This window comes from Longispora sp. NPDC051575 (assembly GCF_040681875.1).
Classification (GTDB): domain Bacteria; phylum Actinomycetota; class Actinomycetes; order Mycobacteriales; family Micromonosporaceae; genus Longispora.
In genome coordinates, this window is sequence record NZ_JBFAZP010000013.1 from 171,890 (window position 1) to 198,859 (window position 26,970).

General features: G+C 70.8%; 27 protein-coding genes. 4 read left to right on the forward strand and 23 right to left on the reverse strand.

Features of this window, described 5'->3' with window-relative positions; all coding sequences use genetic code 11:
- Positions 1-344: 344 nt before the first annotated feature.
- The gene (gene mobF / locus AB0M43_RS34885) at positions 345-4,871 is read right to left on the reverse strand and encodes a MobF family relaxase (RefSeq protein WP_363730968.1); all 4,527 of its coding nucleotides are present in this window, start codon (positions 4,869-4,871) and stop codon (positions 345-347) included.
- Between the two features lie 315 nt (positions 4,872-5,186).
- On the opposite strand from mobF, the gene AB0M43_RS34890 reads away from it, so the two are divergent.
- Complete coding sequence (locus AB0M43_RS34890; RefSeq protein WP_363730971.1) at positions 5,187-5,549, forward strand: hypothetical protein; 363 nt, start codon at positions 5,187-5,189, stop codon at positions 5,547-5,549.
- A gap of 127 nt (positions 5,550-5,676) precedes the next feature.
- On the opposite strand, the gene AB0M43_RS34895 is transcribed toward AB0M43_RS34890, so the two are convergent.
- Positions 5,677-5,838, reverse strand: coding sequence for a hypothetical protein (locus AB0M43_RS34895; RefSeq protein WP_363730973.1), 162 nt, complete (start codon positions 5,836-5,838; stop codon positions 5,677-5,679).
- A gap of 491 nt (positions 5,839-6,329) precedes the next feature.
- Here AB0M43_RS34895 and AB0M43_RS34900 point away from each other — a divergent pair, with 491 nt between their 5' ends.
- On the forward strand, positions 6,330-6,647 hold the full coding sequence (locus AB0M43_RS34900) for a hypothetical protein (protein ID WP_363730975.1): 318 nt from the start codon (positions 6,330-6,332) through the stop codon (positions 6,645-6,647).
- Between the two features lie 49 nt (positions 6,648-6,696).
- Here AB0M43_RS34900 and AB0M43_RS34905 read toward each other — a convergent pair whose 3' ends face one another.
- The 20 genes from AB0M43_RS34905 to AB0M43_RS35000 form a co-directional block, all read right to left on the reverse strand.
- Complete coding sequence (locus tag AB0M43_RS34905) at positions 6,697-6,903, reverse strand: hypothetical protein (RefSeq protein WP_363730978.1); 207 nt, start codon at positions 6,901-6,903, stop codon at positions 6,697-6,699.
- A 59-nt stretch (positions 6,904-6,962) separates the two neighbouring features.
- Positions 6,963-7,448 (reverse strand): single-stranded DNA-binding protein, encoded by a 486-nt coding sequence (locus AB0M43_RS34910; RefSeq protein WP_363730981.1) that lies wholly within the window; start codon positions 7,446-7,448, stop codon positions 6,963-6,965.
- 84 nt (positions 7,449-7,532) lie between these two features.
- Entirely contained in the window at positions 7,533-7,949 is a 417-nt protein-coding gene (gene ssb, locus AB0M43_RS34915) for a single-stranded DNA-binding protein (protein ID WP_363730984.1), read from the reverse strand.
- Positions 7,950-8,458: 509 nt separating this feature from the next.
- Positions 8,459-8,659, reverse strand: coding sequence for a hypothetical protein (locus AB0M43_RS34920; protein ID WP_363730987.1), 201 nt, complete (start codon positions 8,657-8,659; stop codon positions 8,459-8,461).
- A gap of 129 nt (positions 8,660-8,788) precedes the next feature.
- Positions 8,789-9,679: a bifunctional DNA primase/polymerase gene (locus AB0M43_RS34925; RefSeq protein ID WP_363730989.1), complete on the reverse strand. Its 891-nt coding sequence runs from the start codon at positions 9,677-9,679 to the stop codon at positions 8,789-8,791.
- 40 nt (positions 9,680-9,719) lie between these two features.
- The gene (locus AB0M43_RS34930; protein ID WP_363730992.1) at positions 9,720-11,207 is read right to left on the reverse strand and encodes a DUF3560 domain-containing protein; all 1,488 of its coding nucleotides are present in this window, start codon (positions 11,205-11,207) and stop codon (positions 9,720-9,722) included.
- A gap of 195 nt (positions 11,208-11,402) precedes the next feature.
- Positions 11,403-11,837: a hypothetical protein gene (locus AB0M43_RS34935; RefSeq protein WP_363730994.1), complete on the reverse strand. Its 435-nt coding sequence runs from the start codon at positions 11,835-11,837 to the stop codon at positions 11,403-11,405.
- A gap of 111 nt (positions 11,838-11,948) precedes the next feature.
- The gene (locus AB0M43_RS34940; protein WP_363730997.1) at positions 11,949-12,908 is read right to left on the reverse strand and encodes a hypothetical protein; all 960 of its coding nucleotides are present in this window, start codon (positions 12,906-12,908) and stop codon (positions 11,949-11,951) included.
- The gene (locus tag AB0M43_RS34945; RefSeq protein ID WP_363731000.1) at positions 12,905-13,408 is read right to left on the reverse strand and encodes a hypothetical protein; all 504 of its coding nucleotides are present in this window, start codon (positions 13,406-13,408) and stop codon (positions 12,905-12,907) included. The genes AB0M43_RS34940 and AB0M43_RS34945 overlap by 4 nt, the downstream gene beginning before the upstream one ends.
- Entirely contained in the window at positions 13,405-13,806 is a 402-nt protein-coding gene (locus tag AB0M43_RS34950) for a hypothetical protein (protein WP_363731003.1), read from the reverse strand. The genes AB0M43_RS34945 and AB0M43_RS34950 overlap by 4 nt, the downstream gene beginning before the upstream one ends.
- Complete coding sequence (locus AB0M43_RS34955) at positions 13,803-15,428, reverse strand: DNA cytosine methyltransferase (RefSeq protein WP_363731005.1); 1,626 nt, start codon at positions 15,426-15,428, stop codon at positions 13,803-13,805. The genes AB0M43_RS34950 and AB0M43_RS34955 overlap by 4 nt, the downstream gene beginning before the upstream one ends.
- Before the next feature lie 103 nt (positions 15,429-15,531).
- Positions 15,532-17,004, reverse strand: a complete 1,473-nt coding sequence (locus tag AB0M43_RS34960) for a ParB/RepB/Spo0J family partition protein (RefSeq protein WP_363731008.1) — start codon at positions 17,002-17,004, stop codon at positions 15,532-15,534.
- Between the two features lie 363 nt (positions 17,005-17,367).
- Complete coding sequence (locus AB0M43_RS34965; RefSeq protein WP_363731011.1) at positions 17,368-17,598, reverse strand: hypothetical protein; 231 nt, start codon at positions 17,596-17,598, stop codon at positions 17,368-17,370.
- A 19-nt stretch (positions 17,599-17,617) separates the two neighbouring features.
- Positions 17,618-18,841 (reverse strand): class I SAM-dependent methyltransferase, encoded by a 1,224-nt coding sequence (locus AB0M43_RS34970; RefSeq protein WP_363731013.1) that lies wholly within the window; start codon positions 18,839-18,841, stop codon positions 17,618-17,620.
- A 108-nt stretch (positions 18,842-18,949) separates the two neighbouring features.
- Positions 18,950-19,198, reverse strand: a complete 249-nt coding sequence (locus AB0M43_RS34975; protein ID WP_363731015.1) for a hypothetical protein — start codon at positions 19,196-19,198, stop codon at positions 18,950-18,952.
- Entirely contained in the window at positions 19,195-19,509 is a 315-nt protein-coding gene (locus AB0M43_RS34980; RefSeq protein WP_363731017.1) for a hypothetical protein, read from the reverse strand. The genes AB0M43_RS34975 and AB0M43_RS34980 overlap by 4 nt, the downstream gene beginning before the upstream one ends.
- An 86-nt stretch (positions 19,510-19,595) precedes the next feature.
- Entirely contained in the window at positions 19,596-20,780 is a 1,185-nt protein-coding gene (locus AB0M43_RS34985) for a hypothetical protein (RefSeq protein ID WP_363731020.1), read from the reverse strand.
- The gene (locus AB0M43_RS34990) at positions 20,777-21,724 is read right to left on the reverse strand and encodes a DUF4192 domain-containing protein (protein ID WP_363731023.1); all 948 of its coding nucleotides are present in this window, start codon (positions 21,722-21,724) and stop codon (positions 20,777-20,779) included. The genes AB0M43_RS34985 and AB0M43_RS34990 overlap by 4 nt, the downstream gene beginning before the upstream one ends.
- 79 nt (positions 21,725-21,803) lie before the next feature.
- Positions 21,804-23,306 carry a hypothetical protein gene (locus tag AB0M43_RS34995; protein WP_363731025.1) on the reverse strand — a complete coding sequence of 501 codons (1,503 nt, stop codon included), beginning with the start codon at positions 23,304-23,306 and terminating at the stop codon, positions 21,804-21,806.
- A gap of 98 nt (positions 23,307-23,404) precedes the next feature.
- Positions 23,405-23,755, reverse strand: a complete 351-nt coding sequence (locus tag AB0M43_RS35000; RefSeq protein WP_363731028.1) for a hypothetical protein — start codon at positions 23,753-23,755, stop codon at positions 23,405-23,407.
- A gap of 335 nt (positions 23,756-24,090) precedes the next feature.
- Here AB0M43_RS35000 and AB0M43_RS35005 point away from each other — a divergent pair, with 335 nt between their 5' ends.
- Positions 24,091-25,143, forward strand: a complete 1,053-nt coding sequence (locus AB0M43_RS35005) for an XRE family transcriptional regulator (RefSeq protein ID WP_363731031.1) — start codon at positions 24,091-24,093, stop codon at positions 25,141-25,143.
- Positions 25,144-25,174: 31 nt separating this feature from the next.
- A complete protein-coding gene (locus tag AB0M43_RS35010; protein ID WP_363731032.1) occupies positions 25,175-26,335 on the forward strand; it encodes a hypothetical protein in 1,161 nt (386 codons plus the stop codon).
- On the opposite strand, the gene AB0M43_RS35015 is transcribed toward AB0M43_RS35010, so the two are convergent.
- On the reverse strand, positions 26,315-26,962 hold the full coding sequence (locus AB0M43_RS35015) for a hypothetical protein (protein ID WP_363731035.1): 648 nt from the start codon (positions 26,960-26,962) through the stop codon (positions 26,315-26,317). The two genes, AB0M43_RS35010 and AB0M43_RS35015, sit on opposite strands and share 21 nt — an antisense overlap.
- Positions 26,963-26,970: the final 8 nt, after the last annotated feature.

Below are 26,970 nucleotides of genomic sequence, written 5' to 3' on the forward strand. Positions count from 1 at the left end.
GGCGCGAACACTCGGTCAATCCCAGCATGACGAGAGTTCAGCTCAGCCTTTGCACAACATAGATGGAATATGCGGCTTCGCCAGGATGGTGAACCGAGGAGTTGAGGAGACATGTTCGTGCAGGATCATGCTGATGTTGAGACCGGCGGAGCTGCTGATGGCTCTGAGGTTGCTCCGCGCCAACACGCATCGACCTCGGCGTTACCTACGAGAGGCTCCCGGCTTCGTTCACTAGCCAGAAGTACCAGCGTCGTAGCTGGTCTCGTCACTGCTGTCTCGGGACTGCTTACAGCCGTCGCCGCACTCATTGCTGTGTTGCGCTAGGGTCTCGCGCTGGACAGGCACTACCAAGTGATCTGGATGCCGGGTTCGGGCGGTAGCTGGTGTTCCATGGGCGCACCGGTGTCGAGCTGGCGGATGATGATCTGGTCGTCGTAGCGGCCCGCGTCGACTGTCTGGCTGGGATCGCAGATCGCGTCGAGTAGGCCCTGCTCGATGAGCTCATGATGCAGGTGCGCGGCGTAAGCCGGAGCGGTGAGCAGGGTGTCGGCGTCGCCGTGCAGCGGGCCGAGCCAGGTGTCGCCGAGGCGTTCGGCTGTGGCGCGAGTGACGGCGGTGCGCTGGTCGTCGGGGAGCGATGAGAATACGTCGGCGCTGATGCGGGCGTTGACTGGGTCTGCGGGTTCGAGGTCGAGGTGGTAGGCGGTGAGTACGGCGTCGGCGGCGCGTAGGTACGCCTCGTGCATGGCGGAGTCGGTGGGCACGTAGGCGCCGAGAGGCTGGTCGGCCTTGTCGACGGTGATCTGGTGCTGGTCCCGGAACGCCGCGACGATCTCGACCTGGCGGTGCCAGACGGCATACTCATCGGCCTGCGCCGGGGCCGGACCGAGCGCGGTGACCCACGCCGGCTGGCCGTCGACGGCGCGACGGGTGAGGTCGGCCAGCCGGTCGGCGATGTGCTGTTCGGTGGTGGTGAGGTGCTCGACGGACGCGGCGGGTGTCGGCTGGGGGAGCGGGTTCTCCCACGGGAGGACGCCCTGTTGGGGTGCGGGGGCGGTGAGGTGGTGGACGTGCTGGCGGAGGGCATGCAGGTCACCGCCCGGCTGGACGGTGGCGAGCAGGGTGTTGGCGTCGATGCCGTTGTTCTCGGCGGCCTTGAGGGTCCAGGCCAGGGCACGCCACGCGTCGGAGTCGGGTTCGGTGACTGGTACCGGTTGTTCGGTGAGGGTGTGCCCGAGCCGGTAGGCGAGTACCTGGGAGAGGGAGCGGGCGTCGTCGAGGGGGCGCTGCATGACGGCTTGGGCGAGGGCGGACAGGGGTTCGTGGCCGGCGTGCTCGGCGCGGCGGACGGCGGCGGTGAGTGCGGGCCACGCGGGTTCTGCTGCGGCACGCTGGGCGTCGTCGTCACCGATGATGAGCGCGAGGAGGGCCTGGTGGTCGGTGGTGCCGGTGATCGGGTCGGTGCTCAGTATCCGGGGCGCGCTGGTGGCCGTGTTCGGGTCGAAGGTGGTGTCGGTGGAGACGAGCGGGCGTAGGAGCGCGGCGTAGCGCTCGGCGTCAGTGGTGCTGGGGCGGGCGAGTTCGGGGGTGGGGGTGCGGCCGTCGACGACGTCACGGACCCGCCAGGCCAGCAGGCGGGCGGGGTTGTCGGCGTCGGCGAGCGGGCCGCGGCGGGCGGTACCGGCGAGAACCTGCTTCAGGTCCCAGCCCTGTGCCTCCACCGAGCGCAGCGCCCGCTGGGCGGTGGTCCACTCGGGGTCTGCGGCGAGCACTGCGGCATCGCCCGGCAGCACGGCGGAGACGAGGGCGCGCAGGCGCTCGCCGTCGGCGATCTCGGCGGAGTACCGCAGTCGGGGCGCGAGCGTGGCGAGGCTACGGGCGTCGTCCTCGGCCTTGGCGATCGCCTCGGTGGCCGACAGTTCCGCGCCCTCGCGCCCGAGGACGGTCTCCAGGACCTCGCGGGCTGCGCGGGAGTGGCGGTCGTAGGTGGTGCGGTCGACGCGCTGGTCCTCATCCAGGGGCAGGACCTGGTGGGTGACCGCGTACAGGGTGGTGCTGGTCTTGGCTCGGGTGGCGGCGACGTAGAGGTTCTCGCGGGTCATGTCGTCGGTGACGAGTGCGTGGGTGGTGTCGACGGTCGCGCCCTGGGCGCGGTGGACGGTGGTGGCGTACAGCAGCTCGACCTGGGTGGCGACGTAGTCGGCGGGCAGGGTCAGGGTGCCGCCGTGCCCGGTGTGCCGGACCTTTAGCGAGCCGTCGGAGTGACGGGCGGTGACGGTCCAGGCGTCGCCGTTGCGGACCCAGTCCTTGCCCCGGTTGCAGGTGAGCTGGCGGTGGTTGTCGCGGGTGACGATCCAGTCGCCGCGTCCGGCCTTGTTGCCGTCGTGCAGGTCGGCGCCGTCGGCCTCGACTTGGCCGGCGGCGATGCGGTCGGCGCGGGCGCGGGCGGACAGGGCGGTGGTGCCGTGCAGGGTGGAGGCCAGCATGAGGGTGCGCTGGCCGGTGCTCATGTCGGCCTGCCAGGCGTTGTACGCCTGCTCGATCATCGCCTCAGCCGACCCGCCCCGGATCCGGGAGTGGTCGGCGTAGAAGTCCAAGGCTGCGTTATCGCCGTCGCGCAGCGCGAGGGTCGCGGTGGCCTCGGCCGGGTCGGTGAACCGGTGCAGGACGGTGAGCTCGACCGCGCCGGCCTCGTGGGCGAGGAGACGCAGGGCACCGCCGGACTCGACCGCGCCGAGCTGGCGGTGATCGCCCAGGAGGCGGATGGTGGCGCCGTGGCGGTCGGCGATCTCGCGGATGGTGTCGAGGTTGCGGGTACCGGCCAGGCCCGCCTCGTCGACGAGGATCACGTCACCGGGACCGACCTGAAAGAACGCGCCGAGCGGCCGGGCGGCGGAGCTGTTCGGGCCGGTCGAGGGCTGCTGGTGCTGGAGGTGTTCGTAGACGAACTTGTGCGTGTTCTCCGCCGCGACACCCAGGTCCGCCGACAGGACGGCGGCTGCCGCCGCCGACGTGGCGAGGGGGATGAGGCGGACGCCGTGGGCGGCGAGCACGTGCTGGTAGGCGTGCATCGTCGTGGTCTTGCCCGCGCCAGCCGGGCCGAGGCCGACGGCGATCTGACGGGCATCGGTGGCAAACGACAGCACCATGTGCCGCTGGCCGGCGTCGAGCGTCGTGCCGTGGACGGCCTCGTAGCCGTCGAGAGCGGCCCGCACCGACAGGGGGTTCAGACCCGTGGTGACGGGGGTGGACGCGGCGTGCAGGAGACGCTGTTCGGCGTCGAGGATCTCCCGGCTGGTGAACCGGGCGCCCCGGTGCGCGGTGAACACCGATTCGCCGTCCGAGCGGCGGAGCGCGGCGGGCTCGCGCAGGTCCGGTTCGACGGTGACGGGCAGGCACACCGTGTGCACGGCCTCGGTCACGACGCGTTCGAGGACCTGAACGCGCTCGGCGCGGGTGGCGAAGACGATGCCGTCGGGGAACAGGTTCTTCGACGGGTCGCGCAGGATCCGGTCGGCCTCGGTCCGCAGGTTCCAGGCGGTCCAGGTGGAGCGGGACTGCTCGGCGTGCCCGACGGTCTGCTGGGCGAGTGCGCTGATATCGGCTGTGGACAGGGCTGTGGACAACCGGGCCGGGCGCTGCTCAGGGCCGGTGACGGTGACGAGGGAGGCCAGCTTCTTCCACGCCGAACGGCCATGCCCGGCGGTGAACCGGTCGGCCCACTCGGCGCGCAGCTCGGCCAGGGAACGCGGCGAGGGCTTGGGGCCGCGGGTGTCGAGGTTGGCGCGCTCGGCGAGGGAGAACGCGGCCCGGCCCTCGGGGTCACGGCCGTGCGCGCGGCGGAAGTCGACGATCAGCTGCTCGTAGCGGGCCTCGATCTGGGCCCGGCGCTGCGAGAAGCCCCGGATCCACTCCACCGGCAGACCGATCACCTCACGGACCGGGTGGCGCTTGTGCGCGGTGTCGGCGCGGACCCCGAACTCCAGCCCCAGCGACTCGGTGGCCAGGAGCTCGACCTGGGTGTTGTAGTGCTCCGAAGCCGTGACCGCGAGGCGGTAGAGCGCGGATCCGTCGAGGGAACGCCACTTGCCGTCGACGCCGCAGATCTTGTTGCTGACAGGTACATGGGTGTGCAGGTTCGGGTCGCCGTCGCGGGAGTCGAAGTGGTCGAACACCGTGTAGATCAGGCCCCGGGTCTCGATCTGCGCCTGGCCGACGTCGCCGGTCCGGGTGTAGGCGGCGTGCTCCTCCAGGAGTGCGAGAGCGGAGTCGCGGGCCCGCTCGTGGGCGTCGAGTACGGCGTCGCGGACCCATTGGCGCTCATCCAGCGCCCAGAGCAGCACCAGACTCTTCTGCGGGGTGAACACCAGGTCGTAGCCGGCGACGGCGGCTCGGGCGCGCCGTGCCTCGGTGGCGCCGGTCTTGCCGACCTCGGCCTGGGTGGGCTCACGTCCGGTCTCGGTGCGGATCACGGCGAGCTGGCGTTCGACCCGGGTCTCGAAGGCGTCGAGGGTGGCGTACACCGGGAACCGCCGGCCGAGGGCGGCGGCCCCGGCGGCCTTCTGCGACAGCACTTCGAGCTGCTCGTCGCTCATCCCGGGCTTCGTGTTCGCCGCGAGGTAGGCGGCGATGATCGACTCCGCCTCCGGATGCAGGCCCTCCCCGAATAGGTTGCGCATCTGGGTCTCGGTCACGGTGCCCGACAGGCCGAGCTGGTCGAGGCCGCGTCCGCCCCAGCGGCCGGGCGGGTTGCCGCGGGCGTTGTAGTAGTCGGCCGCGGACTGGCCGGTCTGCCAGTCGACGTCGCCGCCGGCGATGTGGCGGGTGAGGTAGGTGTAGCCGTCGCCGGCGGTCAGCTTCTTCAACGTCATCACGGCGCACACCACCCCCATTCCCGACTCCGAATTGCGCCTGCGTTCCGTGCCCGCGTGTGGGCTTGAATTGCTTTTCGGGCGCTCGTTGTGTGAGCACGGTACCGGGCGGGTTTTATCGGTGGCAAGAGCATCTGCAAGAGGTGTGTCTGCGATCTCTTGGGCTCTTGGCTCTAGGTGTTTGTGCTGCTCAGGGTGCTTGTATGGCTGGCTTTCGGGGGTTTTGGAATTTGCTTGTTTTCACTTGCTTTAATCTGGCTTGAATTTGGGATCTGGGCTTGCGGGAATTGTTTTTCGGCGGCTACGGTCTGTGTCATGGCTAAGCGAATGAATGGTGCTGGTGTTAATCGTTCTGCGGCGCGGAAGGCGTCGGAGGTGCGGGCGCTGCGGGAGGCGAAGCGTCTGGCGCACGAGAAGGACGTGGCGGAGGCGGTCGGGGTGTTCTTCGACCGGATCGGCAGGGCCGAGAAGGTGCGGGGCGAGGCTCGGGAGCGGGCGGAGCGGATCGTGTCGGAGGCCGAGGTGGTGGCGGTGGCCTACGCCGGTGAGGCGGACGCGTCGGTGTCGCGGCTGCGAGCGCTCGGCGAGCCGGTCGTGGAGATCGCGGAGATGACCGGGCTGCCGGTCAGTGGCGTCCGCGCGGCGATGGCGCGGGCGGGGGCGGTGCCGGGAGGCTGATCCCACCGGCAGCGCCCGACGCGGCCCGGCGGCGAACGCGAGTTCGCCGCCGGGCCGCCGTCGTCAGCGGCGAGCACGCGGTGAGGGGCCGGACCCGAGTGGGTCCGGCCCCGTGCGGCGGGTCGGGCTAGCGGCGGCTGTAGTTGACGACGGTGTAGTACTCGGCGAGGTCGGCGGCGGAGTTCCAGTCGTAGTGGTCCTTCTGGCCGGCCAGGACGTAGCGGCTGCCTGCGGGCTTGGTGCCGGTGCCGGTGCGGCGGTAGCGGACCGGGTTGTTGTGCTGGCTCATGGCGGGCTCCTTCTGCGGGTTGCGCGGTGCGGCCGGTGCGCCGGCTCGTGGGCCGGGTGCCGCGCTGACGGCGGATGAGCTGCCAGGCCCATGGCCGCTGACGGGCCAGCCGAACCGCAGAAAAGATCTTGGAAGCGCAGCGGCCGGAGCGCAGCGACGGGCCAAGACTGTTTTCGCGGTGGCTTGCCCGGCGAGGACGGGTCTGGCGAGATCGACGCGGGCAGCCGCGCACCGGCCGCGAGACGGCCCGGCCGCCGCGAGGCCCGCGAGAGCCCGCAGCCAGCACCGGCCCGGCCTGCCCGCCGTCCCGACCGGCGCCGACCGCAGGCGACGCGGAGGCGGACGGCGCGAAGGCCACGCGAACACCCCGCCGACCGACAGGCTCCGCTGGCGGGCGGACGGCCCGCCCGACCCCGAGAGGGGGACCTGTGGGAACCGGGCCTGAGGTGGGGAGCCGGTGGGGGTGCCGCTGAGCTGGCATGATGGGTGTCGTGGTGGCTTGGCTGAGGTTCGTGCTCGTGCTCGTGGTGGTGTTGGCGCTCGTGGTGGGCATGGCGAGCTGGGCGCTCCTGGGGTTGGACCTGAAGGCGCAGCGGTACCTGCTGCACCCGCGCCGGTGGAACGGGCGGGGACTGGCCGACGCACAGGAGATGACCGCGTTGCGGGGCAGAGCGGCGGGCGCCCGGTACCTGGGACGCAAGTACGGCGCTGAGGCCAAGGGCATCGCCACGGCGGAGAAGACTGAGGCGTTCCTGGCCGAGTGGGAACGCACAGGCGTGCGCCCGCTGGGCTGGCCGCACCCCTGGTAGACGCCCGCCCCTCGGGCCAAGACCCCGTGCCTTGGATGCCCGAGCGCCGTTAGCGCAGGTTCCCGGGGCAGAAGACGGTGCAGTCCTCGCCGGGCCGTGCTTCGCAGTCCTCGCAGGCGCGGGCAAGGCCGACCGGGCAGCCGATGTCGTGCAGGTCCGGGTCGGTGAACGTGCAGCAGACCGGGGAGTTCGCGAGGCTGGCGATGGCGGTCGGTAGCGCGAGGGCGGCGGCGAGGAGGTGGCGGCGGGTGATCACGGCATGGCCTTCGGGGTTCGGGGTGGCGGGCTGCCGGGGAAGTGGCAGCCCGCCACCGGTCAGCGGGTGTGGTGGACGAGCTGGAGGTCGGCGACGATCTCGGGGTAGACCTCGGCGGCGTACTGCTCGCCGTCCGGGGTGGTGACGACATCGCCGCGCCGCTGGCGGGCGGGCCGGCTGCCGGCGTAGGCGTCGTCGAAGCGCATCGAGACGCTGACGTTGCGGGCCCACAGTTTGAGTACCGGCTGGCCGCACCGCTCGTGGGTGGCGTAGCCGGACTCTCCGGGGCGGCGGTCGTGGTCGACGTAGGCGAGGAGTTTGCCGGCCTCGACGGTGACGAGATCCCCGCGACGCAGGCCACGGACCCGGGCGGCGAGGTCTCCCCAGCACAGGACCTCGAAGTGCGAGGCGTCGGATGGCTGGTTGCCGTTCTTGCAGAACTCGCGGTGGGCCATCTCGAACTGGGTGTACTCGCGGCCGTTGCGGGTGGTGCCCTGCTCGGGCGAGGTGGTCAGGCGGCCTTCGATGGTGACGTTGAACAACACGACGTGCTCCTTGCTAGATCCGGAAACGGTGAGCGGGGCACCGGGTCGGGCCGCGCTGCGGCGGCCCGACCCGGGCGGGGGGATCTAGAAGGGGGGCTCGTCGTTGGTGAAACCGCTGGCCGAGCTGTGCTGCGGCAGGGGCGCCTGGGAGACGGCGGGCCGGAACCGGAAGCTGAGGTGCACGTTGGCGGCGGTGACCTGGAGGGACGCGGCGGGCTTCTCGTCTTCCTTGGACATGTAGGCCCGCGCGGTGAGGTCGTTGCGGCCCTCGACGAGGACGGTGTCGCCGCGGCGGAGTCCTTCGGCGACGCGCTCGGCGAGCTTCTCCCAGCAGGACACGTTGATCCAGACGGTCGGGCCGTCGGCCCACTCGTTCTTGGCCTTGTCGAAGCGGCGGGTGTTGTGCGCGACGCGCAGGTTGCACACGGCCTTGCCGCTCGGGGTGAACCGCAGTTCCGGGTTGTCGGCGAGGTTGCCTTCGAACTTGAAGTCGAACAGCATGATGGGGCTCCCGTCAGGGGTTGAGGAGCGGCCCGTTCGCCCGGTGCCGGATCGGTGATCCGGGCGGTGGGTGCCGCGTTGACGGGGCCGTTCAGAGCCCGCCGGGGTGTGGGGCCGCAAGCCCAACAGCGCAAAAGGATCTTGGCGGCGAGCGCAGCGAGCCTGCTCGCCAAGATGCTTTTGCGCGGGCTTGCAGGGCCCCGCGCCCGGTGGGCTGAACTAAGTCCCTTCAGAGCGGAACCACACGCCCTGGATGCATCCGAACTCCGGCCTGGGCAGGGCCGCACCACCCCTGACCTGCCCGGAAATGTTCGGCCTTCCGCTCGACGCCCTGGCCGATCACGGCAGTGCGGTCGCCGCAGGCGCCACCGACGCAGCGTGTCCGTGCCGGCCCCGGGGCCGGCACGGAGAGTGGTCCGAGGCCACAGCCGCTGCGGTTGTCGCCGACGGACGGGGCGCCGGACACGACGCCCCTCTCCCCGCGCCGGTGCTTCCTCGGGGCGGGGGTCTTACTGGTTGGGCGCCTGCTCGTCGAGGAGACGCGTCTCCTCCAGCGCGGTCCTGCTCACCGCAGGCGCGGTGTCGGGCGTGGTCGCCAGGATGACCAGCGCCAGACCACGGGCGTCGTGGCGGTCGAGGACGGAGGCCTCCCGTTGGAGGATCTCGATCAGGTCGCGGAGCCGGACCGTGATCGGTGTCGCGAGATCCATCACGATTCCCCTGTCGTGCGTGCAGGGGCGGCCGGGATCTCCGGCCGCCCCGATGCCTGCCTATCTGCTGGAGGTGCCTGCCGTCGGTGCCGGCACCCTCCGGCAGCACTGTTCCTGCACCCGGACGTGTCAGGGCCCGGAGCGGCGGGGATGGCGAAGCCCTGCCCGCCATCCTGACGCGATGGTCCGCCCGGCCTCGGCCTGGCCGAGTCCCGCCGCGCGGGCGGCGTCGGTCAGTGCCGGCCACACGACGTGGCGGTCCAGGCCGGTGCGCTCGGAGAGCTGTCCGAGCTTGAACGCGGCGATGTTGAGCGCGTCGTTCCTGCCGCCGGCCCTCACCCGCCGCCCGTCGCGGTAGAGCGGGCGCGGCGCGTCCCGGACACGGCGTACCTCGCCGTCAAGTGCCGCCAGCCCGTAGGCGTCCACGTCCCCGATCCCCGACACCGCAGGCGTCCAGACGTCGACCTGTGCTGCGGGTCGGTGCAGCACCAGCTCACGCAGCCGGTCCGGGGGCTCCGGTAGCGGAAGGCCGTGCCGGAACGGCTGGGTGAACGTGTACCGGGCACCGGTCGCGTGTACCGACGGCGGGGCCACGACGAGACCGCCCTGCCCCCGCCAGTCGACGTTGAGGACGAACCCGACCCGCGACGGCAGCCCGCTCGGGGCGAACCACAGGTGCCAGCCCTGCCCGGTGCGCACCACCGGCCCGTCCGGGCGGATGACGTCGAGAACGTCGAGGACCGTCGCGAGGCCCGCACCGGTGTCCGCGTCACACACGTCCAGCACGCTCCCGGTCACCAGCCCGACGTTCGCGTCCGGCCACCGCCGCCACCACGCGGCGACCTGCCCCGGGTCGGCGGAAGCATCGCGCAGGCCGTGCCGCAGCCGGGGGTGCTTGCCCGGCGACGGGCAGCCCGGCCCCGTTCGGCACGAGCACACCCCCTGCTCGGGGGTGTGCAGCGGAACGACGGGGATCCCGGCGGCGGCGTAGCCGACCGCCGCGTCCGCCACGAGGCCCACCGTCACCTCCCTGGCCCTCGGGCCCGGCCCCTGGTCCCGGTCACGGGGCGGTGCTCGTGAGCCGGTGGGCGGACAGCCATGTGGAGGTGGTCATGTCCTTGCTGGTCCCGTCGGTGAGGGTGACCCGGGTCCAGGTCCGGTAGTCCTCGCTCTTGAGCGGGGTGACGGCGGCGACCGGGCCGCAGAAGGTGGTGTAGATCGTCTTGTGGTCGTTCTCCCACACCCCGGCCACGACATCGCCCACCCGTACCCGGTCCGAGCGCACGGTCTCTGGCTCACCGTCCGGCATCCGCCACACCGGCTCGACCACATCCGGCGCGAGGGAAGCGGCGATGTCGGGCACCCGCTCGCCGGCCTTCAACCGGTCGAACACCGCCAGGTACTCCACGGCCAGCCGGCGGCGGTCATCGACTGCGGCGTCGTCCTTGCCGGTGGGCCAGAACGCGGTGACCTCCGCGTCAGCGGCACCGATGTCCAGGCCGTGCACGAGGCGCCGGGCGTAGGCGACGTACCGGCGGTCCCACTCGTCGCCGCTGGGCAGCTTGGCGGAGTGGGCGAGTCCCTGCCAGCGGGCGACGTCGCGGGCGGTCTGCACCGGCCACGGCCGGCCGTTCGGGGTGTCGAGCTGCATCCCGTCACGGCGCCGGCCGTAGATCTCATCCCACGGGGCCTTCGTCGGCCAGCTCGTGCTGTCCAGGCTCACCGACTTCTTGTTCACCCGCGTGATCCGGTACCAGCCGAACCCGCTCACCTGCACCAGATCCCCCTTGGCGAGGTTGTCTGCGCTCCAGGCCACGAACTCGCCCGCCGCCGCGCGCTCGGCGAGCTTGCTCTCCTGATGGGCGATGTCCTCGGTCAGTTGCTCGACCCGGCCCTGGACCCGCTGGAAGTAGTTGTCGGACGCGCCGACCTTCTCGGCCTCTGCCAACTCGCGCTCCTCGCGCCGCAGGTCCGCCTGCAACCGCTCGATCCGGCGCATGATGACCCGCGAGTTCTCCTTCCGGGCGGCGTGAGCGCGGACCCCGTCGGCTCGCCCGGCCAGGTGGTCGGCGCGCTTGTCGGCGTCGATGGCCCGGTCCTGGCTCGCGAGGGCCTTCTCGCGCCGGGCTGTGTCCGCGCGGTAGGAGTGGTGTCCGACCAGCCGGGGCTGTCCCGGGGGAATCATGTTGAACACCCGGTCGGCACGCCACTGATGGGTGTCGCGCTCATCCACCGCCCGCGACGCGGCTTGATCGAGTCGTTCGGCGCGCTCGACGGCGCGCTCGGTACGGGCTTCCTCGCGGACTGCCGCCGGACGCCATCCCTCATCGACGGAGACATCGACCTGGAAACCGGCCGCGCGCAGGGCCTCGGCCGCGCCGTCGATCGCGTACCTGCGCGGGGCCTTGTCCCGCGAGCCGCGAATGTAGATCCCGACCTGACGGTGGAAACGGAACCCGAACGGCTTGACCAGGTCGAACGCGCCGTCTCCTTTGCGGGAGCCGGTCAGGGTCGTGCCGTCTTCGGGGGTGTGGGTGATGGTGATCAAGGTGGTGCCTTCCGTACGAGGGGTCCGTTAAAACGCCGGTAGGCCGCCCGCGAACGCGGACGGCCTACCGGCGGAGGGAAGAAGAGTTAGGACGCGGAGATGGCAAGCGCCCCCGATGGACGGGGCGGGGTGCGGCAGGTGGTCGATGAGCTGGTCGCGATGGTCGCGGAGCGGTTCTGGCCCCGCCGCGTCACGTCAGATGATCTGGACGTGTTCGCCCACGGCGAGGTCGAACACGGGGGCGTCGGCCAGTCGCTGGATGCTGGTGTCGGCGATCAGGAGAACCCCGGGGCGCTCCGGGGCCAGCAGGAACAGGTACTGGCCGTGCAGGATCTCGTCGCAGCCGGGCAAGTAGGTGATGGGCTCGGCGGTCATAGGCGGGATGGCCCGGCCGACTCCGGGGATCAGGGTCTGGTCGCCCCAGACGTCGTCGGGTGTGGCGGTGGGGTCGATGGCGGCCCAGTCGTGGGCGAGGACGGCCTGTGCGGTCGCGTCGGCGTTCTGGCCGAGGGTCCACCACAGGCGGGCGAGCGCCAGCGGTAGGTAGTCGAGGGTCGCGTCGTGGTGCACGTACCGCAGTAGTGCGGTGCCGTCGGGGCGAAGAAGCCCGACGTAGCCACGGCTTGCCATGGCAACCTCGCAATCGTTGAGGGGGAACCGAGGCGCGGGATTCCGCGCTGGCGAGGACCGGATGCGGCGGCGCGGTGGTCGGAGAGCGGCACGCCAGCCCCGGCGGGCTGTTCACGCGACCGGCGGGTCCGGGCGGGCGCGGCGGAACACCGCTATCTGTCCGGCGGGTGTGAAGACGGCGCGGACGGTGTCCTGGAACAGCAAGGTGGCGTGCACCCGGTCGTCGAACGCTTCGAGAGGGATGTGGTGCTCGCGGAACAGGGCGGTCCAGCCGAGGACGTCGCGTTCGTGACGGGCGAAGGCGACCTTTGAGGTGAACGTGGCGACGTAGGCCGCGGTCACCGCGGTCCGGATCTGCTGCGCGGTCAGGTCCGCGCTGGTGGCGCCTTCGACGTGCAGCCAGTCACCGATCACCGACGCCGGCAGCGTGTGCTCGACGGCGCTGGCCTCGATCGCGCACAACAGCTCCAGGTCGAGGACCCGCCGGTCGCGTCCGTGGTCGCCGTAGCCGAACGCGTCCACGATCAGCGGCTGGAGCTGCGTGTCGGCCACCGCGCGCAGGTGGGCGCGGCTGGAGTTGGGGTGGGCGGTGAGCCGGGTCCAGAACGTCAGGGTCGGATCGGTGGGGCAGCTGACCAGGACCCGGGTGTCGGTGTCGCGGGCGGTCGGGGCCTGCGGCGTGAGTCGCTGTTCGCGCACGTCGCGCAGGGCCGCGAGTTCACGGATCGCCCGCCGGTCCAGCGACGACAGCACCGCCACGGCCTTGGCCTGCTGGGCACGCTGGTAGTCGGTGAGTTCGGCGTCGGGTGCGGTGACGTGGGCGTGGTAGTCGACCCACGCCACGGGCGTGCCGTCAGCGGAGACGACGTAGCAGATCATGTGCCGTTCCGGCGGGACGCCGGGCGTGCGGTAGACGCTGTCGTGCAGCAGCCGGGCGGGGGCGGTGGCGAGGGTGCCGGGCTCGACCGGTGTGCACAGGTCGATCAGGCGGCGTCCGACGAGGCGACCGGCGTCGGCGTCGGCCAGGTGCCGGAACCGGCGCAGCGCCTCGCCCTGCGTGCAGCGGCTCACCGGCCCGTCTCCGTCGCCTCGGGGAAGCTGATGGCGTACGTCTCGGCCGTGACGGTCAGCGCGAGGTGCGGTCGGCCGATGCGGTGCGCGGCGCGGATGGCCCGCAGCAGGGTGGGGGTGCGCCCGTGCGGCTCGGTGAGGTCGATCGGTTCGGCGAAGTCGTCGCCGCCCAACTCGCCCGGGTCGGGGATTTCGAGCCGACCGTCCTTGTCGAAGACGAGGTCTGCGGCGGCGACGGACTCCCGCGGGCTGCGACACGGGCCGTAGCCTTCGGCGTGGACGTGGTCGAACGCTCCGGGCTGATCCGGCGGGTCCATCTTGGAGCCCGGTATCCCGTTGCTCATCAGATAGGTCCCGGAGTCATGCACCCACACCAGGCACGGGCTCGGGGGCTGGCCGTCGATGACCTGGGTGGGGAAGTGCTCGTGCTCGGGGGCGGCTGCGGCGTGCTCGGCCAGCCGGAGCACGGCGTCAAGCGGGAACAGCAGGATCGTCGTCATGGCTGGTTCTCCTCGGTGGGGTGGGATCGGGCGGTGGGTGCGGTGCCTGGCGGGTGGCCGGTGACCTCGTGGGCGGACTGCCCGTTGATGACGACTAGGAGCCGGTCGTGGATGTCGCCGGGGCTGGTGATGGTCACGCGCACCCCGCCGGAGGGGGTCTGACCGGCCGTGACGGCGTAGTCGCCGACCTGGATCCGCCCGTGCTGAACGCCACACACGCCCGTGACGACCTGGGACTGGACGTGCCAGGCGTCGTCGAGCAGGAACCGGCCGCTGCGCACGATCAGCTCGGACAGCACCTCGACGGCGTCGGCGCCGGACACGTCGCCGGGCGCGTTGAGGAACGCGGTCAGCCGGTCGACCACGTCACGGTCGGTGAGGAATTCGTGGCCGCTCACCGGGCGCCGACCAGGTCACGCTCGCGGCCGAGGTCGACGGCCCGGCCGTCGAACGTCGGCGTCTGGCCGGTGATCGCCTCGGCGAGTGCCGCGATCAAATCCCTGGCGGCCGGCGGCGTGACCGCGTTTCCGGCCTGGCGGACGCGTTCCCTGCGGGTGCCGAGGATCTCGTAGCGGGGGTCGAACGCCATCGCGAGCTGGATCTCCGACGGCTCCAGCATCCGGAAATGGCAGTCGAGGGGATCCAGAGAGGTGGCGACCCCGGAGGTGAGGAACGCGTACCGGTCCCGGGTGGTGAGGGCTCCCATCGGCTGGGAGGCGGTACGGGCCACGCCGGTGCCGTAGTAGGGCACCAGCAGGTCCGGCCAGCCCACCGCCCCGTCCCCGGCCTGCACGTGGCCGGGGACCACGAGGGCGTCCTGGTGGCGACCGGTCTGCACACGCATCGGCGCGTCGACGGGCCGTACATGGTCTCCGCGACCTTCTAGCCCCACCAGCAGCGGCGTCGCCGCGCGCCCCGGCAGGGGCTGGGGATGCACGAGCGCGTGCCCGGAGCCGTCGGAGACGATCGTGGCGAGCGGTTCGTCGATGCCGATCGTGCGGGCCCGGTCACTGCGCAGCAGCGCCAGGAACGGCGGAACGCCGACGCCGTCGTTCTCGCGGGTCGTGCGGGCCGGCATCGGCTGATCCAGCGGGACCGCGTCGGTGCGCCACGTCCCGCCGGTCGGCACCATCACGGGCCGTGCGTACCGTTGCAGGCCAGCGCGGATGCGGGCCATGGTCTTGTCCGCCAGGGGCGTCGGGCGGTCGCCGACCCGGGTGCCGGTCAGCGACCAGTCGATCGCCGCCGCCGCGGGCAGCACCGTGGGGTGTACCCGGTTGCCCCGGCACGCGGTGGTCGGGCACGCCCACACGTACTGCCCGTGCGAGCCGTAGCGGCCCCACTGCTTGCGCGGGTTCTTCCACGCCTGCACCGGACGCTGCGTGACCCCGCACCGGTCACACGTGGCGAGGGGCCTCGTCCAGGTCCGCAGGTCCGGGCAGCGGCCGGTGGTCTTGAGGTGCCCGACCGCGTACCACCGGTCCCTCGACTGCGGAGCCCCGTCGCCACCGGCCTGGGCGAACATCGAGTTGAGGTAGGTGGAGTGCAGGCAGTAGCCGTAGTTCTCCAGCGCCGTCCGCCACGCGCCGTAGGGCAGCCACTTGACGACCTCGACCACGTTCTCGACGACGAACCCGCCGTACGGCCGCCCGGCCAGCCACTTGGCCTCAATGAACCTCACGACGTCCCACATCGTGGCTCTGCTGCGCTCGGCGGCATCCGACGGCAGGACCTGGTCGAACAGGTCCGGGACCTTGTCTGCGTCACGCACGCCCTTGGCCTGGGAATGGTTGGTGCACTCGGGGCTGGCCCACAAGATGTCGGTCGCCGGGTACCGGCGCGGATCGACCTGGGAGATGTCCGCGCAGTCGTGGGCGGCGTGCGGCAGGTTGTGGTTGTGGGTCGCGATCGCGCGGTCCCAGTGATTGGCCGCCATCACCGTCCGGACCCCGTCGACCCGCTCCGCCCCGGACGAACTCCCACCGGCACCGCAGAACAGATCCGTCAACGTCAAAGTCATACAAACCGCTCCAGAAACAGAAAAAGGGCGGTGGCCCGACACCACACGGGTGCCGGGCCACCGCCCGAGAAGGAACTAGGAGAGAAGGGAAGACGCGGTCGCGTCAGCTCAGGACGGGCTCGGCCTCCAGCACCAGTTCCAGGTCGTCGAGCCGGTCGTCGTCGGCCGCCTCGGTGCCGTCGTCCCCGGCGACTTCGACCTCGGTCTCGCCGGCGGCGCTGGCGCGCAGGGTCGCCTCGGCATCGGAGAGGCTGTAGCCGTCGGCGACGAGCTGATCGAGCCACCAGCAGGCCGCGTCGGTGTTGAGGTCCCACGTGTGGTCACGGGACGCCACGGCCAGGTTGGTCTCCTGCGCGCACACCCACCGGGCCACCAGGGCGCGCCGTAGCCGGTCCTCCCCGGCGGAGGCGAGAACGTCGTCGTCGGCACCGCCGAGCGCGGTGTAGAGCGCGTCGGGGTCGGCGTACAGCGGCAGGTCGGCGTCGCTGGCGAAGGCGCGCAGAGCCTCCACGAACAGCTTCTTCGCGGCCTTGGCCGTGCCGTAGGTGGCCTGGTAGAACTCGCGGCGGACCTCTTCGGCCCGGGTGAGCGCGGCCAGGTACTCGGCGCGAGCGCTGGCCTCGACCTCGCGACGGGCCTGCTCGCCAGGCGACATGCCGGCGGGGCCGGTGAACATCTTGCACTGCTGGTAGCCGTACTTGTCGGGATCCGTGCAGTAGACCACCGGATTGGCGGCGACACCGTTCTTCTCGATGAACACGGCGAACCCGGGCAGCGTCTTGGCGACCTCGGGATCGAGGCGGTTGTTGTCGGAGTCGGCCAGCGACGTCGCCGAGCGGGCCGGCCCGTCGTAGGGGTAGCCCTTCGGTTTGGCGGTGACCTTGACCCCGTCGAGGACGAGGCGGGCCTTGAGCTGCTCGCGGGCGGAGGCGTAGGTCTTCTTGTCACGCTCGGCGGACATCGCGTGCCGCATCCCCCAGCCGCTGGAGGCGGACTTGAGGATCCGGGCGAGGGCGGCGGGTTCGTCGGCGAACTCCTCCAGCCGGGCGGCGTCGTCGAGCGTGAGTCTGCCGTTGTCGGCTGCCTCGCGCACGTCGGTGGGGAGCTGGCCGAGCGTGAGGGACTGGGCGACCTGCTTGGCGGTGACCCCGCGGGCGGAGGCGATACGTTCGGGCGTCCAGTCCAGGAGAGTGAGCTGGAGATACGCCTCGGCCTCCTCGGAAGGCGTCAGGCCGACGCGGTCGCCGTTCTCGGCGAGCTGGGCGAGGATCTGCATCGCGGCGTCCTCGTTCTCCGCGATCCAGCACGGCACCTCCGCCAGCCCCAGGTCCAGGGCCGCCTTCTTACGCCGGTGACCGATGATCAGCTGGAACCGCTGCCCGTCCTCGGCGGGGATCACGATCAGCGGGCACAGGATGCCCACCTCCCGGATCGACGTCTTGAGGTCTTCGACGTCACCGACGTCCTTGCGCAGATTGCGCGGGTTGTCGAGCAGCTCGGCCGGGTGCAGGTACACAGCACGGCGCATCGCCGCGAGCAACTCGTTGGGGCTGGTGGGAACAACAGCAACAGACACGGGAAGCCCTTTCGGGAAGAACATCCACCGCCCGACCTCCGGGGCGAAACGCGTCCCGGGGCCGGAGCGGTGCTGGCCCGATCCGTCAGGCCGACCGATCGGCGCCGCCCCGCAAGCACCCGCCCACACACACCCCACGATGAACACCGCTGCGGCGGGCGGGTGCTAGCGGGGCAAGCCGCGGTCGGCCAGGATCACGGGCCAGCAACCGCGCCGCCCGGGACCGCCGCCCCGGAGACCGGTCGTCGGCGATGCTGCTCGGTGATCGGAAGCCTGCGTCCAAACCGACATTTCTAGAGGATCCGGCTAGGAAGGTGTTCCTAGGCTGAGGCGGCCCGTCGACGGCCGTGAGTCGAAACCGCCTCAGCCCTGATCCATGGGGAGCCGATGGGACGCTCGCCGAGCCTGCAACAACGAACGGATCTGGCTGTCCGTCGGAGGGCTGTCGAAACACTCGTCAATGGTGAGATCGACACCCGCCGCGTCGGTGACCTCGAACGACAGCCCGCCGTCGCTCCACACCAACTTGGTCACCGTCACCGGTTCGGAGTCGACGATTCGGGCCGCGTACTCGGTTCTCTTGACGATCTTCATGTTGTCCTCGGGCCCGGGGTCACGCGACGGCCAGGGTCGGCGCGAGGCTGCGGGCTGGCTGCCAGTGGGCTTGGGCGCGGGCGAGGCCGGCCCGGTAGAGGTCACCGTCGTTGGCGCACATGGTGCACAGCCCGATCGACGGCCCGGCCTGCTCGTAGTCGTCGGCGTCGAGGCTGAACCCGGAGGAGAAGTCACCGAGCACGCCGCGCGGGTCGTTCTCCCCGTCGTCGAAGCCCCACAGCAGCCAGCCGCACAACACACATCGGGCCCGGTACCGCAGGACGCGGTCGCGTCGGCGCCAGGAGTCCCACCACACCTGTACGGGTGCGTCGGTCACGGCCTCGGCCGTCATGCGGGGGTCGGCGACCCGGACTGGTGGGTCGGTCGGCGCGCTGAAGGCCGTGTCGAGCCCGACGTCGCTGAACGCCTTGACCATCCGTACGACCCGGGTGTTGACGGGAGATCCCGACGCGGCGAAGGAGGCGGGTGGAAGCCGGCGGTGGAAGCCGTTGTGTTCGATCAGGGTCCGGATGCCCCGATGGGCGGCGTCGCCGCGGTGGGCGAGGCTTTCGGGGACGACGGAGACGAGGCTCGCGCCGGGGCGCAGTAGATGCCAGGCGTGGCGGAGGTGGTCCATCCACAGTGTGGGTTCGCCGGGGATCGCGAAGGGAGGGTTCATCACGATCGCGTCGAAGGCGTCCCCGGCCCGGATCGCGCGGGTGGCGAACTCCTCCAGGGTCATGTTGTGGACGTCGACGCGTTCGCCGAGGGTGGCGCAGGCCGCGGCCCGGCCTGGGTGGGGCTCGACGGCGGTGACGTGCACGCCGGGGTTGGCGCGCAGCATCGCCGCGGTCAGCGCCCCGTATCCGGCGGCCGGGTCGAGAACCCGGGCTCCTTCGGGCAACCACGCGAGGTCGGTGTACGGGTACGCGCACAGGTCATCGGCGAGGTCATCGGGGGTCGGCACGAACGCTTCCCGGGTGCGGGCCGGCAACGGGGCGATGCCGGATTCCAGGACCTGGTCGATGAGCCGACGCGGGTCGACATCTGAGGGGAAGACGATGGCCTGCGCCGACCGCGACCAGCAGCCACCGAGCGTGTCCAGGATGGCACCGATCGGCGCGTACTCGGCCGAGGTGACCTGCTCGGTGAGTCGGGCGAACGCGCCTTCGACGTTGACGGCCGCGAGAAGTTCACGGGTACGGGGATCGAGCGTCCGAGACGCGGCGGAACGAGGGGGCATAGCGGTTGGCTCCGTTCGGGAACGAAAAATGGCCGCCCCGCCAGGAGCGTCCGCGGTAAGCGGGACTCCGGCGGGGCGGCCGAGAGGAGAAGCGGGATTCGAGGTCGGTCAGCCGGGACAGATGAGCAGGTGTCCGGCGGCGACGCGCAGCAGCACAGCGAGGCTGTCGCCGTCATCGACAGCGCACAGAGCGATGTCGCAGACGACGCACGTCAGCTCGTCGTCGATGCGGGCGAGTTCCGCTGGCGGCTGGATGGCGAACCTGTTCAGGTCGACGGCGTCGATCAGATTGAGTACGCCACGGTTGGCCGCGACGGCGGACGCCGGGGGTTCGCCTACAGAAGGCTGGGTGCTCACAGCAGCACCACCGCCGGATCGCCGCCGACGTGGGCGAGGACCTGTGCCAGGGTCTCATCGAGGGTGGCGGCGGTACCCCAGCAGCCGGCGTCGCGTCCGTCGCGGATGATCGAGACGATCCGGCCGCCGGGTTGGGCGTGGATGAGGTGGATGCATGACGCGTAGTCGGCGCTGCCGCCGATCACGACGATCGGCCGGTCGCAGAGCGCGTTGAGAGTATCGACGATCATGCTCTGTAGCTGGGACTGCGCGCCGGCGGAGCTGGCGGAGCTGGCGGTGAACCGGCTGCCCAATGATCGGTCGGTCGTCATTTCGGCGGTCCACCCGGGCCCGAACGGCCCCGTCGAGGTGAGGGTGACGGGGATACGGACCGATGTGTTCTTCACCGTCCGGGACGTCACGCGCCCACCTGCCCCGTGTCGGCCCGCCAGGAGTTCTGGTACCGCCACAGGTCTACCTTCGCCGAGAAGCGGCTCCACGCCAGGGCGAGTAGGAGCGGGAATCCTTCGGCGATGACCGCGTAGCGAGGCCCTGGGCGCTTGCCGGTGGGCAGGACGCTGATCGTGAAGGCCGGGGCGGGGCGGAACGTACGGCGGAACTCGGCCATGAGCCGGGCGGCGAACGGCCCGGCGAGACGATCGAGGTCCCAGCCGACGTGCAGGCCGTCGTGTTCAGGCCACGCGTCGAGGCCGCGCACGACTTCCCACCACAGTTCCTCCAGACGCTCAGCCGACAGCGCCACCCACACATCCTGGGCGCGCTCGCCGAGATGGCTATACAGGTCGCTCGACACCCAACTCGACCAGGAAGCGTGAATCTCGTCGTGTTCGAGGTCGCTGTGGTCGGACTCGTCGTAGAGCGGGTACTGCTCCTTCAACCCGATCAGCGTGTCGACCAGGTCCGGGGACAGGTCGCTCACCCACGCGCCGAGGCCGTTGACGTTGGTGTAGGACAGGTCGGTGAAGGTGTCCTTGTGGTCGCGGCGCAGGGACCGGTAGTTGGACCGTTCGGTGAGGCTGGACTGGCCGTAGGCGCATTCGTCGCGGGCGACGTCCTCCAGCGACACGAACGGGCACACCGCGCCCCGGTAGGCGTAGGACACCTCGTACAGATCAGTGCTGGACAGGTACCCGAACTCCTCGGCGTCGGCGGGGTCGGCGTAGCCGACCCGGAAACCGGCCCGCAGCAGCGCCTGCACAGGGTGGTCGTTGACGGCGGCGAGCTGGCCGGTGAGCCAGGCGGTGGCGACGGGCAGGACCGCGACGTAGGTGGCGCCGATCTCCTCGGCCGCCTTCCAGGGCAGGCTCGCGGCCTCCTCCTCACTGACCTCGGGGTCGAGCGGGGCTGTGGTGAGCAACGACAGCGGCGCGACGACGTTGACGCGGTCGGCCTTCGGCAGGACGTAGTCGAGGGCTTCGGTGAGCCGGTCGGCTCCGAGGAGCACGAGCTCGGCTCCGTTCCAGTCGTCGAGGGCGTCGTCGACGTCGGCGTGGACGGTGACGTGCGTGCCGGCCCGGCGGGCGCACAGGTCGACCTGTCCGCGCAGTTCCTGGTCGGCGGTGACCAGCAGGACCCCGCTCACAGCGACACCTCCGGCCCGGTCGTGCCGGTGGTGTCGGTGGGCGGCCAGGTGCCGACCACGTCGGTGACCGACGCCCCGGCTGCGATCGCCGTGATCAGGCCCCGGGCGATCGGGTCGGCGGGAAAGACCTGGTGGACGCGGTGGGCCACCGCGAGTGCGAGGGCGGTCTCGTCGCGGGTCCACGCGCACAGCGCGGCGAGGATGCCGGCGGGGCGCAGGTAGGCGTCGGGGAGCCGGCGGGTCAGGTGCAGCCACAGGTCCCGCTGCCACCGGGCGTCGGACACCCCGTGCAGCGCGAGGTCGCGGGCGGCGTGGTCGGTGAGCAGGACCGCGATGCGGGCGGCCTGGTCATCGGTGAGGGTGAGGCCGTCGGCGGCCCCGTCGAGGAGGTAGCGCATCGCCACGGCCGGGTCGTCGGGCATGACGGTATGGGCGAGAGCGGCGGCGGTGCGGGCTTGCAGCACCGGGTCCGGCGCGGCCAACCCTTCGGGCGTGGCCGGGGTCGGGGAGGCGACCAGCCCGGCGACGGTGGCCTCGCACGCCGCGGCCGTGGCCTGCGGATCGAACTCGACGCCGTCGGTTGCCTCGGGGCACGGGCAGGTCAAGCAGTAGGAGCGCCCGGAGTCGGCGAGGAACGCGGCGCGGACGAGTGCGTGCCCGGACAGGTGCGCGACGAACGCGCCGAGGCGGGGGCGGGTCGGCTGGGGACCGTAGGCGGCGACGGCGACCTCGGTGGCCCCGAGGCGGTCGATCGTCGCGGTGATCCGCTCGGCGAGACGCTCGGGGTCGGCGTCGATCGGGGCGGTGGCGACGTGCACCTGGCCCGGGGCGCCGCCGTAGAGGAGCACGGCGACGGTGTCGGTGAGCCGGTGGCCGACCAGGTACGGCACGGCCGCCAGCAGGTCGGGCCCGGAACGCAGGGTGATCAACGGGGTGGTGGTCATGCGGACTCCCGGAAACGAGAAAAGCCCCGCACACCAGGCGGTGTGCGGGGCACGGAACGAGACGAGGGGACGGTCGGGGTCAGGCGTCGGGCGTGACCTCCTTCCAGGTGAGCTGGTGGGCGCCGAGGAGGTACATGCCGTTGGGGTGGCAGGGGGCCCAGCCCATCTGCACCATGTCTCCGCCAGGCTCTCCGGGCGCGGTGCTCAGGAGCTGGACGCTGTCGCCGATGGCCTGCACCGATACCGCCCCGGCCCGTTCGGGGTCGAGGGCGCTGATGGTGACCATCGCGCCGACCGTGTCGCGGTCGAAGCGGGCGAGCAGTGCTCCCGATCCGGAGAGCACGCCGTCGGCGATCTCGCCGGCGTAGACGCCGGCGAACTCCGCGCAGCTCAGCAGTGCCGGCCGCCAGGTGACCGAGCCGGGGTCGAGGTCGTCGCGCTGGTAGGACTGGCCGGTGACGACCAGCGGAACACCTCCCAGACCGGGCTGGTCGAACCACACGTCCAGCACCAGCCACCCCGCGCACCGGTCGATACCCCGTCCGGCGAGGGAACGGATGTCGACGGCGGGGATCAGCACTGCGTGGGTGTCGTGCTCGGGTGCCGGCTGGTCGGGGAGGCGCAGCGGCCGGTCGGTGATCGTATGCTCGTCGCTTGGCGGCGCGTGCGGGCTGGTGTGGCCGGTGGAGGTGAGGGTCGCGGTGGCGGGCGTGATGTTCAGGACCAGTCCCGGCTCGCTGCTGGAGGCACCGGCGGGATACTCGACGGTGGCCTGGTCGGAGGAGGCCAGGGCGTGTTCGGCTGCCGCGCGGGCCGGCCGCCACGGGAACCACAGCCGCAGGTCTGCGGGTGCGAGATCTGGCAGCGTGGGGGTTGTGTTGATCGACCAGCACCACGACCATGCCCCGAGTCCGTAGAGGCCGTCGGCGTCGGGTTCGATGACGGTCCGGTGCTCGTGAGCGGTGCCGGCCTCCTCGACCAGCGTCACGGTCGCGTCGTCGCCGATCTCCACGACGGTGACGAGGTCGGGGCCGGCGGCCTGTCCGGCGATCGCCTGCCCGATGGCCCGGACGGTGGGCAGGTCGAAGGCGGGGATCGCCCAGCCGTTCCAGCTGTACCCCTTGAGGATCTGCCCGTCGAAGGGCCCGAGGACGTCGAGGTCCAGGGTCGCCGGCACGTGGCCGGCGTCGGCGTGGGCGTGATGGGAGGGCAGGGTGGCGAACGTGTCGACGTCCAGCCCCCCACTGGGGCGGTCGGACAGGGTCAGCCAGTTATGGCCGTAGACCAGACCCCGGTACACGGCGGCGATGAAGCTGCGGGTCGGGTCGCATGGGTCGGTCAGCGGCAGCGGCACCGGCTCGCTCACCATGAGGACGCGTTGCGGGTCCGGGGAGTGCCCGGCCACGGCCGCGTTGCGCGTGTCGGGCGGGTTCGGGCTGGTCAGCGACGGCACCGGGCCGGGCAGGAGGGTCAGGACGTGGTTGCCGGGGTCCGGGTCGGTGAGGGCGTGGCGGGCCAGGACGTAGACGTCGTGCAGGTCGAACACGACGAACGGCGGACGCGGATTGTCGGTGCGGGTCATGGTGCTCCTGATCGAGGGCATGAAAAAGGCCCGCCCCGGCGGATGCCGGAACGGGCCTGGAGCGGGTCACCGCGCCCGGACGGGCGCGGCGGAAGGGGTTAGGCGCAGGGGCGCGAGCGGACGGTGAGGACGTAGGCGATCGCGACAGCGGTGTTGAACAGGATCTGGTCGGAGACGTCGACCCCGGCCGCCCTGCCGACGACGGCGGCGACCACGCCCAGCGCGACGACGAACGCGCCGACCGCGATGGCGAGAATCGTCACCTCCCGGGAAGCCGGTCGATCCGGGCGGGGCTTCGCGCCGGTGCGAGCGACGCCGGAGAGCAGGAGCGCGCCGACGGCCTCGGCGGTCAGCCGCGTCCAGCGCACGGCCGTTGGGGCGTCGGTGTCGGTCACCGCGACGGCGACCGCGCCGACGAACCACACCACCGCCAGGATCGTCAGGATCACGCACAACCACCGCGGCAGACGCCGCGACGGCGAAGACTCGCTGCTCATCAGGGGGTTCCTCTCACGTGACGGTCGATCGTAGAACCCGCCGGCGGATGTCGGTGGGCGGGTGTTCGGTGAGCAGCTTCGACCTCCACGCCAAGGCATAGAACAGGCAATTGCCGCAATGACCGCGATGGGTGCAGTCGGTGAGACGGGTGCGTTCCATGCGTGCCGCGTAGCTCCAGGCAGGAATAATCTGCGCTATAAATCTGAGGGATGAGTAGTGCTTGAAGGGCGAGGCGTGATAGTGTGGCCTCACTGGCAGCGCGGCACTCGGGAAGGGCGGTGGGCACATGGAAGCGAACGGCCCGATGCTCGCCCAGGCGCGCGAGACTCGCGGGCTGCCGCAGGGCGTGGTGGCGAAGATGATGTCCGACGCTCTCGGCGAACCCGTGTCGCAGGGGTACGTGAGCCGGGCCGAGAGTGGGCGGATCGCGGTCACCGGCGACCGCCTGGAGGCATTTTCCGCAGTCTTGGGGTATCCGATCCCCACCCTGTGCGAGGTTCCGGACCCCGCGAGCGCCGTCGGGCTGATTCACCACCGCAAGAAAGCATCGCTGGGCGCTCCCGCATTGCGGGTGATCCACGCGAATCTGTCCCAGCAGCGCGGGCAGGTCGAGCGCATGATGAGGGTGGCGGCCAACCGCGAGCACGACTTCTTCCGCCACCCGGTCTCCCTTGAGGATTCGCCCGGCGAGATCGCCGTGATTCTGCGGGAGAAGCTGGGGCTCGGCGACGGGCCGATTTCCGATCTGGTTGGCGTGGTCGAGAACGCCGGCGGGGTAGTCGTGCGCAGGGCACTGGGCACCCGCGAGCTGGACGCGGCAAGCTTGTGGCCGGAGGGCGCGTACCCGTTCTTCCTCCTCAACGAGCTGGCGCCTGGCGACCGCGCCCGATTCAGCCTCGCCCACGAGCTGGGGCACATGGTCATGCACGAGAAGCCGGGCACGACGTCGGTTCAGGAGAAGGAAGCCGACCAGTTCGCGGCTGAGTTTCTGATGCCCAGGTCGGGGATTCGAAACTCACTGCGCGACCGGCTGGATCTCGCCGCGCTGGAGAAGTTGAAGGCCACCTGGGGCGTTTCGATGGCCGCGCTGACGCGTCGCGCCCGTGACCTCGGCGTCCTCAGTGACTGGCAGTACCGCAACCTGGTCATCGAGATGAGCACTTTGGGCTACAAGCTCCAGGAGCCCGTGCACATCCATCCCGAGTTTCCATCCACAGTCGCTAATGTTGTCTCGGACCTCATCCACGACCGAGGCATGACCGTCGAACAAGTCGCCGCTACCGCGGGACTCTTCCCGGCGGAGTTCGAGCAGTTGTACCTCGCACAGCCGTCACAGTAACGCCCGCAAGGGCACACCCTTATGAGGTGATATGACGCACAACCCCCCGCTTCCGCCGCAGCGGCGACCGGAGCAGGAGTTCAAGGTCGCGGTGCCTTCCGTGGATGACCACGTGTTAGCCGGCAGGGTGCTGCACCTGGTGTCGGCACACAACCACCCCGTTGTCCCGCAGAGCCTCGACCCCGTTCGCACCGGCTACGCCTTGTGCGGTCCGAGGGCCGGTATCCGCGTAGCCGAGGTGCGTGGCGTCAGCCAGGTGCCAGTCGTGGCCGACTTCGCCATGCACGATCGACACCTCGCCAGCCAGGATGAGCCGCTGCGTTACCCCGACGAGGTGTATCAGACGCTGTTCGGCGAGGCCGGCTTCTACGACGACCTGCGCGCACAGGGCGCGAACGTGATCATGACCCCCACCGGCTTCATCGCCGGAGGCGATATCGCCGCGCTGAAAGCGGTCCGCGACGCGGTCCGTAGCCTCGGAAGCTCCGATGTGGTCGCGCTGGTGCCGATCGATGTCGCGTTCCTGCGCAAGGATTCCGTGGACCAGGTGATCGCCATCCTCCAGTCGATCGGCATCCCGATCGCGCTAGCGCTCGGCGGTCAGCTCAATCCCACGGACCGCTACGCCGACATCGTGGTCAACCTTCGCAGGATCTGCCGCGAGGTTCCTCGGCTCGGGGTGTGGCGCACCGACATGATCACGGGCTTCGACTGCATGGGGCACGGTGCCATGTTCGCGGGGATCGGGGCTTCGACCACTCTTCGCCACGCCCCGCCTCCGGACGAGAAGACCGCGCACTTCAACCAGACGGGCAGGCCGTCGGTTCTCGTGTCCGACTTGTGGGGCTATTTCAAGGGTGACACCCTTGCTCGTCGGTGGGCGAACTCCGAGCCCCTGCCCTGCTTCTGCGCGATCTGCCACGGACGCGGTCTGGACCGCTTCGATAGCACCGAGCCCGAGGTTAAGGAGGAAGCCCTCGCGCATAACGTGGCGTCGTGGAGCCTCTTCTGGTCGCGGATGCAGCCGTTGTCGCTGGTTGACCGGCAGGCATGGCTGATGGACCAGGTTCAACGGGCCGCACGGGCCTACCCGGCGGAGAATGAGCGCATCCAACAGCCAGACGCCTTCAAGCCGGATAAAACCCTGGCCAAGATGGCGAAGTTGGCGACGCTACTGCCGTCGCTCCCCTGACGCGACCTGCTCGTATAGCTTCTCGGCGAACAACCAGCCCGAGGGCGTGAACCGTTTGCGGACGTACGGTGCCGGAGGTATCACTATCTCCGGCCGTCCGGCGAACCCGGTCAACACCCCGATGCCGAAGCGCTCGGCGTCGCAGAACAGGTCATCCTGGTCGCCAGGAAGTTCGGGGAGCCACATGGCTCGAGCACTGAACGGGGCATAACGTCCTGCTACCTGTAGACCTACACGCCAGTTGCGGACAGGAACCACCACGAGGTCTATCCGGACGGGGTTCTGCGCCCATCTGACGATCTCGCCGCCCTTGACCTCGGCGACCCCTGCTGGCAGCCGCTTGACCATTCTTTGCTGGCGACTGGACAGCGACGAGATCGGCACCGGAAGCCCTGCGGGAAGGGATAGCAGCAGGTCCAAGATATCGGTGGTGTTCAGTGCGGCGAGGCCCGCCCGTGTCCTGCGGTGGTGTTCATGACTGTCGAGTTGGTGTCCTGCGAAGGCCCGGGCCCCCCACATGCGGATCGACGCCCATCGAGATCCTTCTGGCACGAAATCTTCGAGCGACTTCTGGTTCCACCTCGACAAGGTCGCTTCGGCGAAGGTGCTGCTTGGCGAACCCGTCACGTGATCAC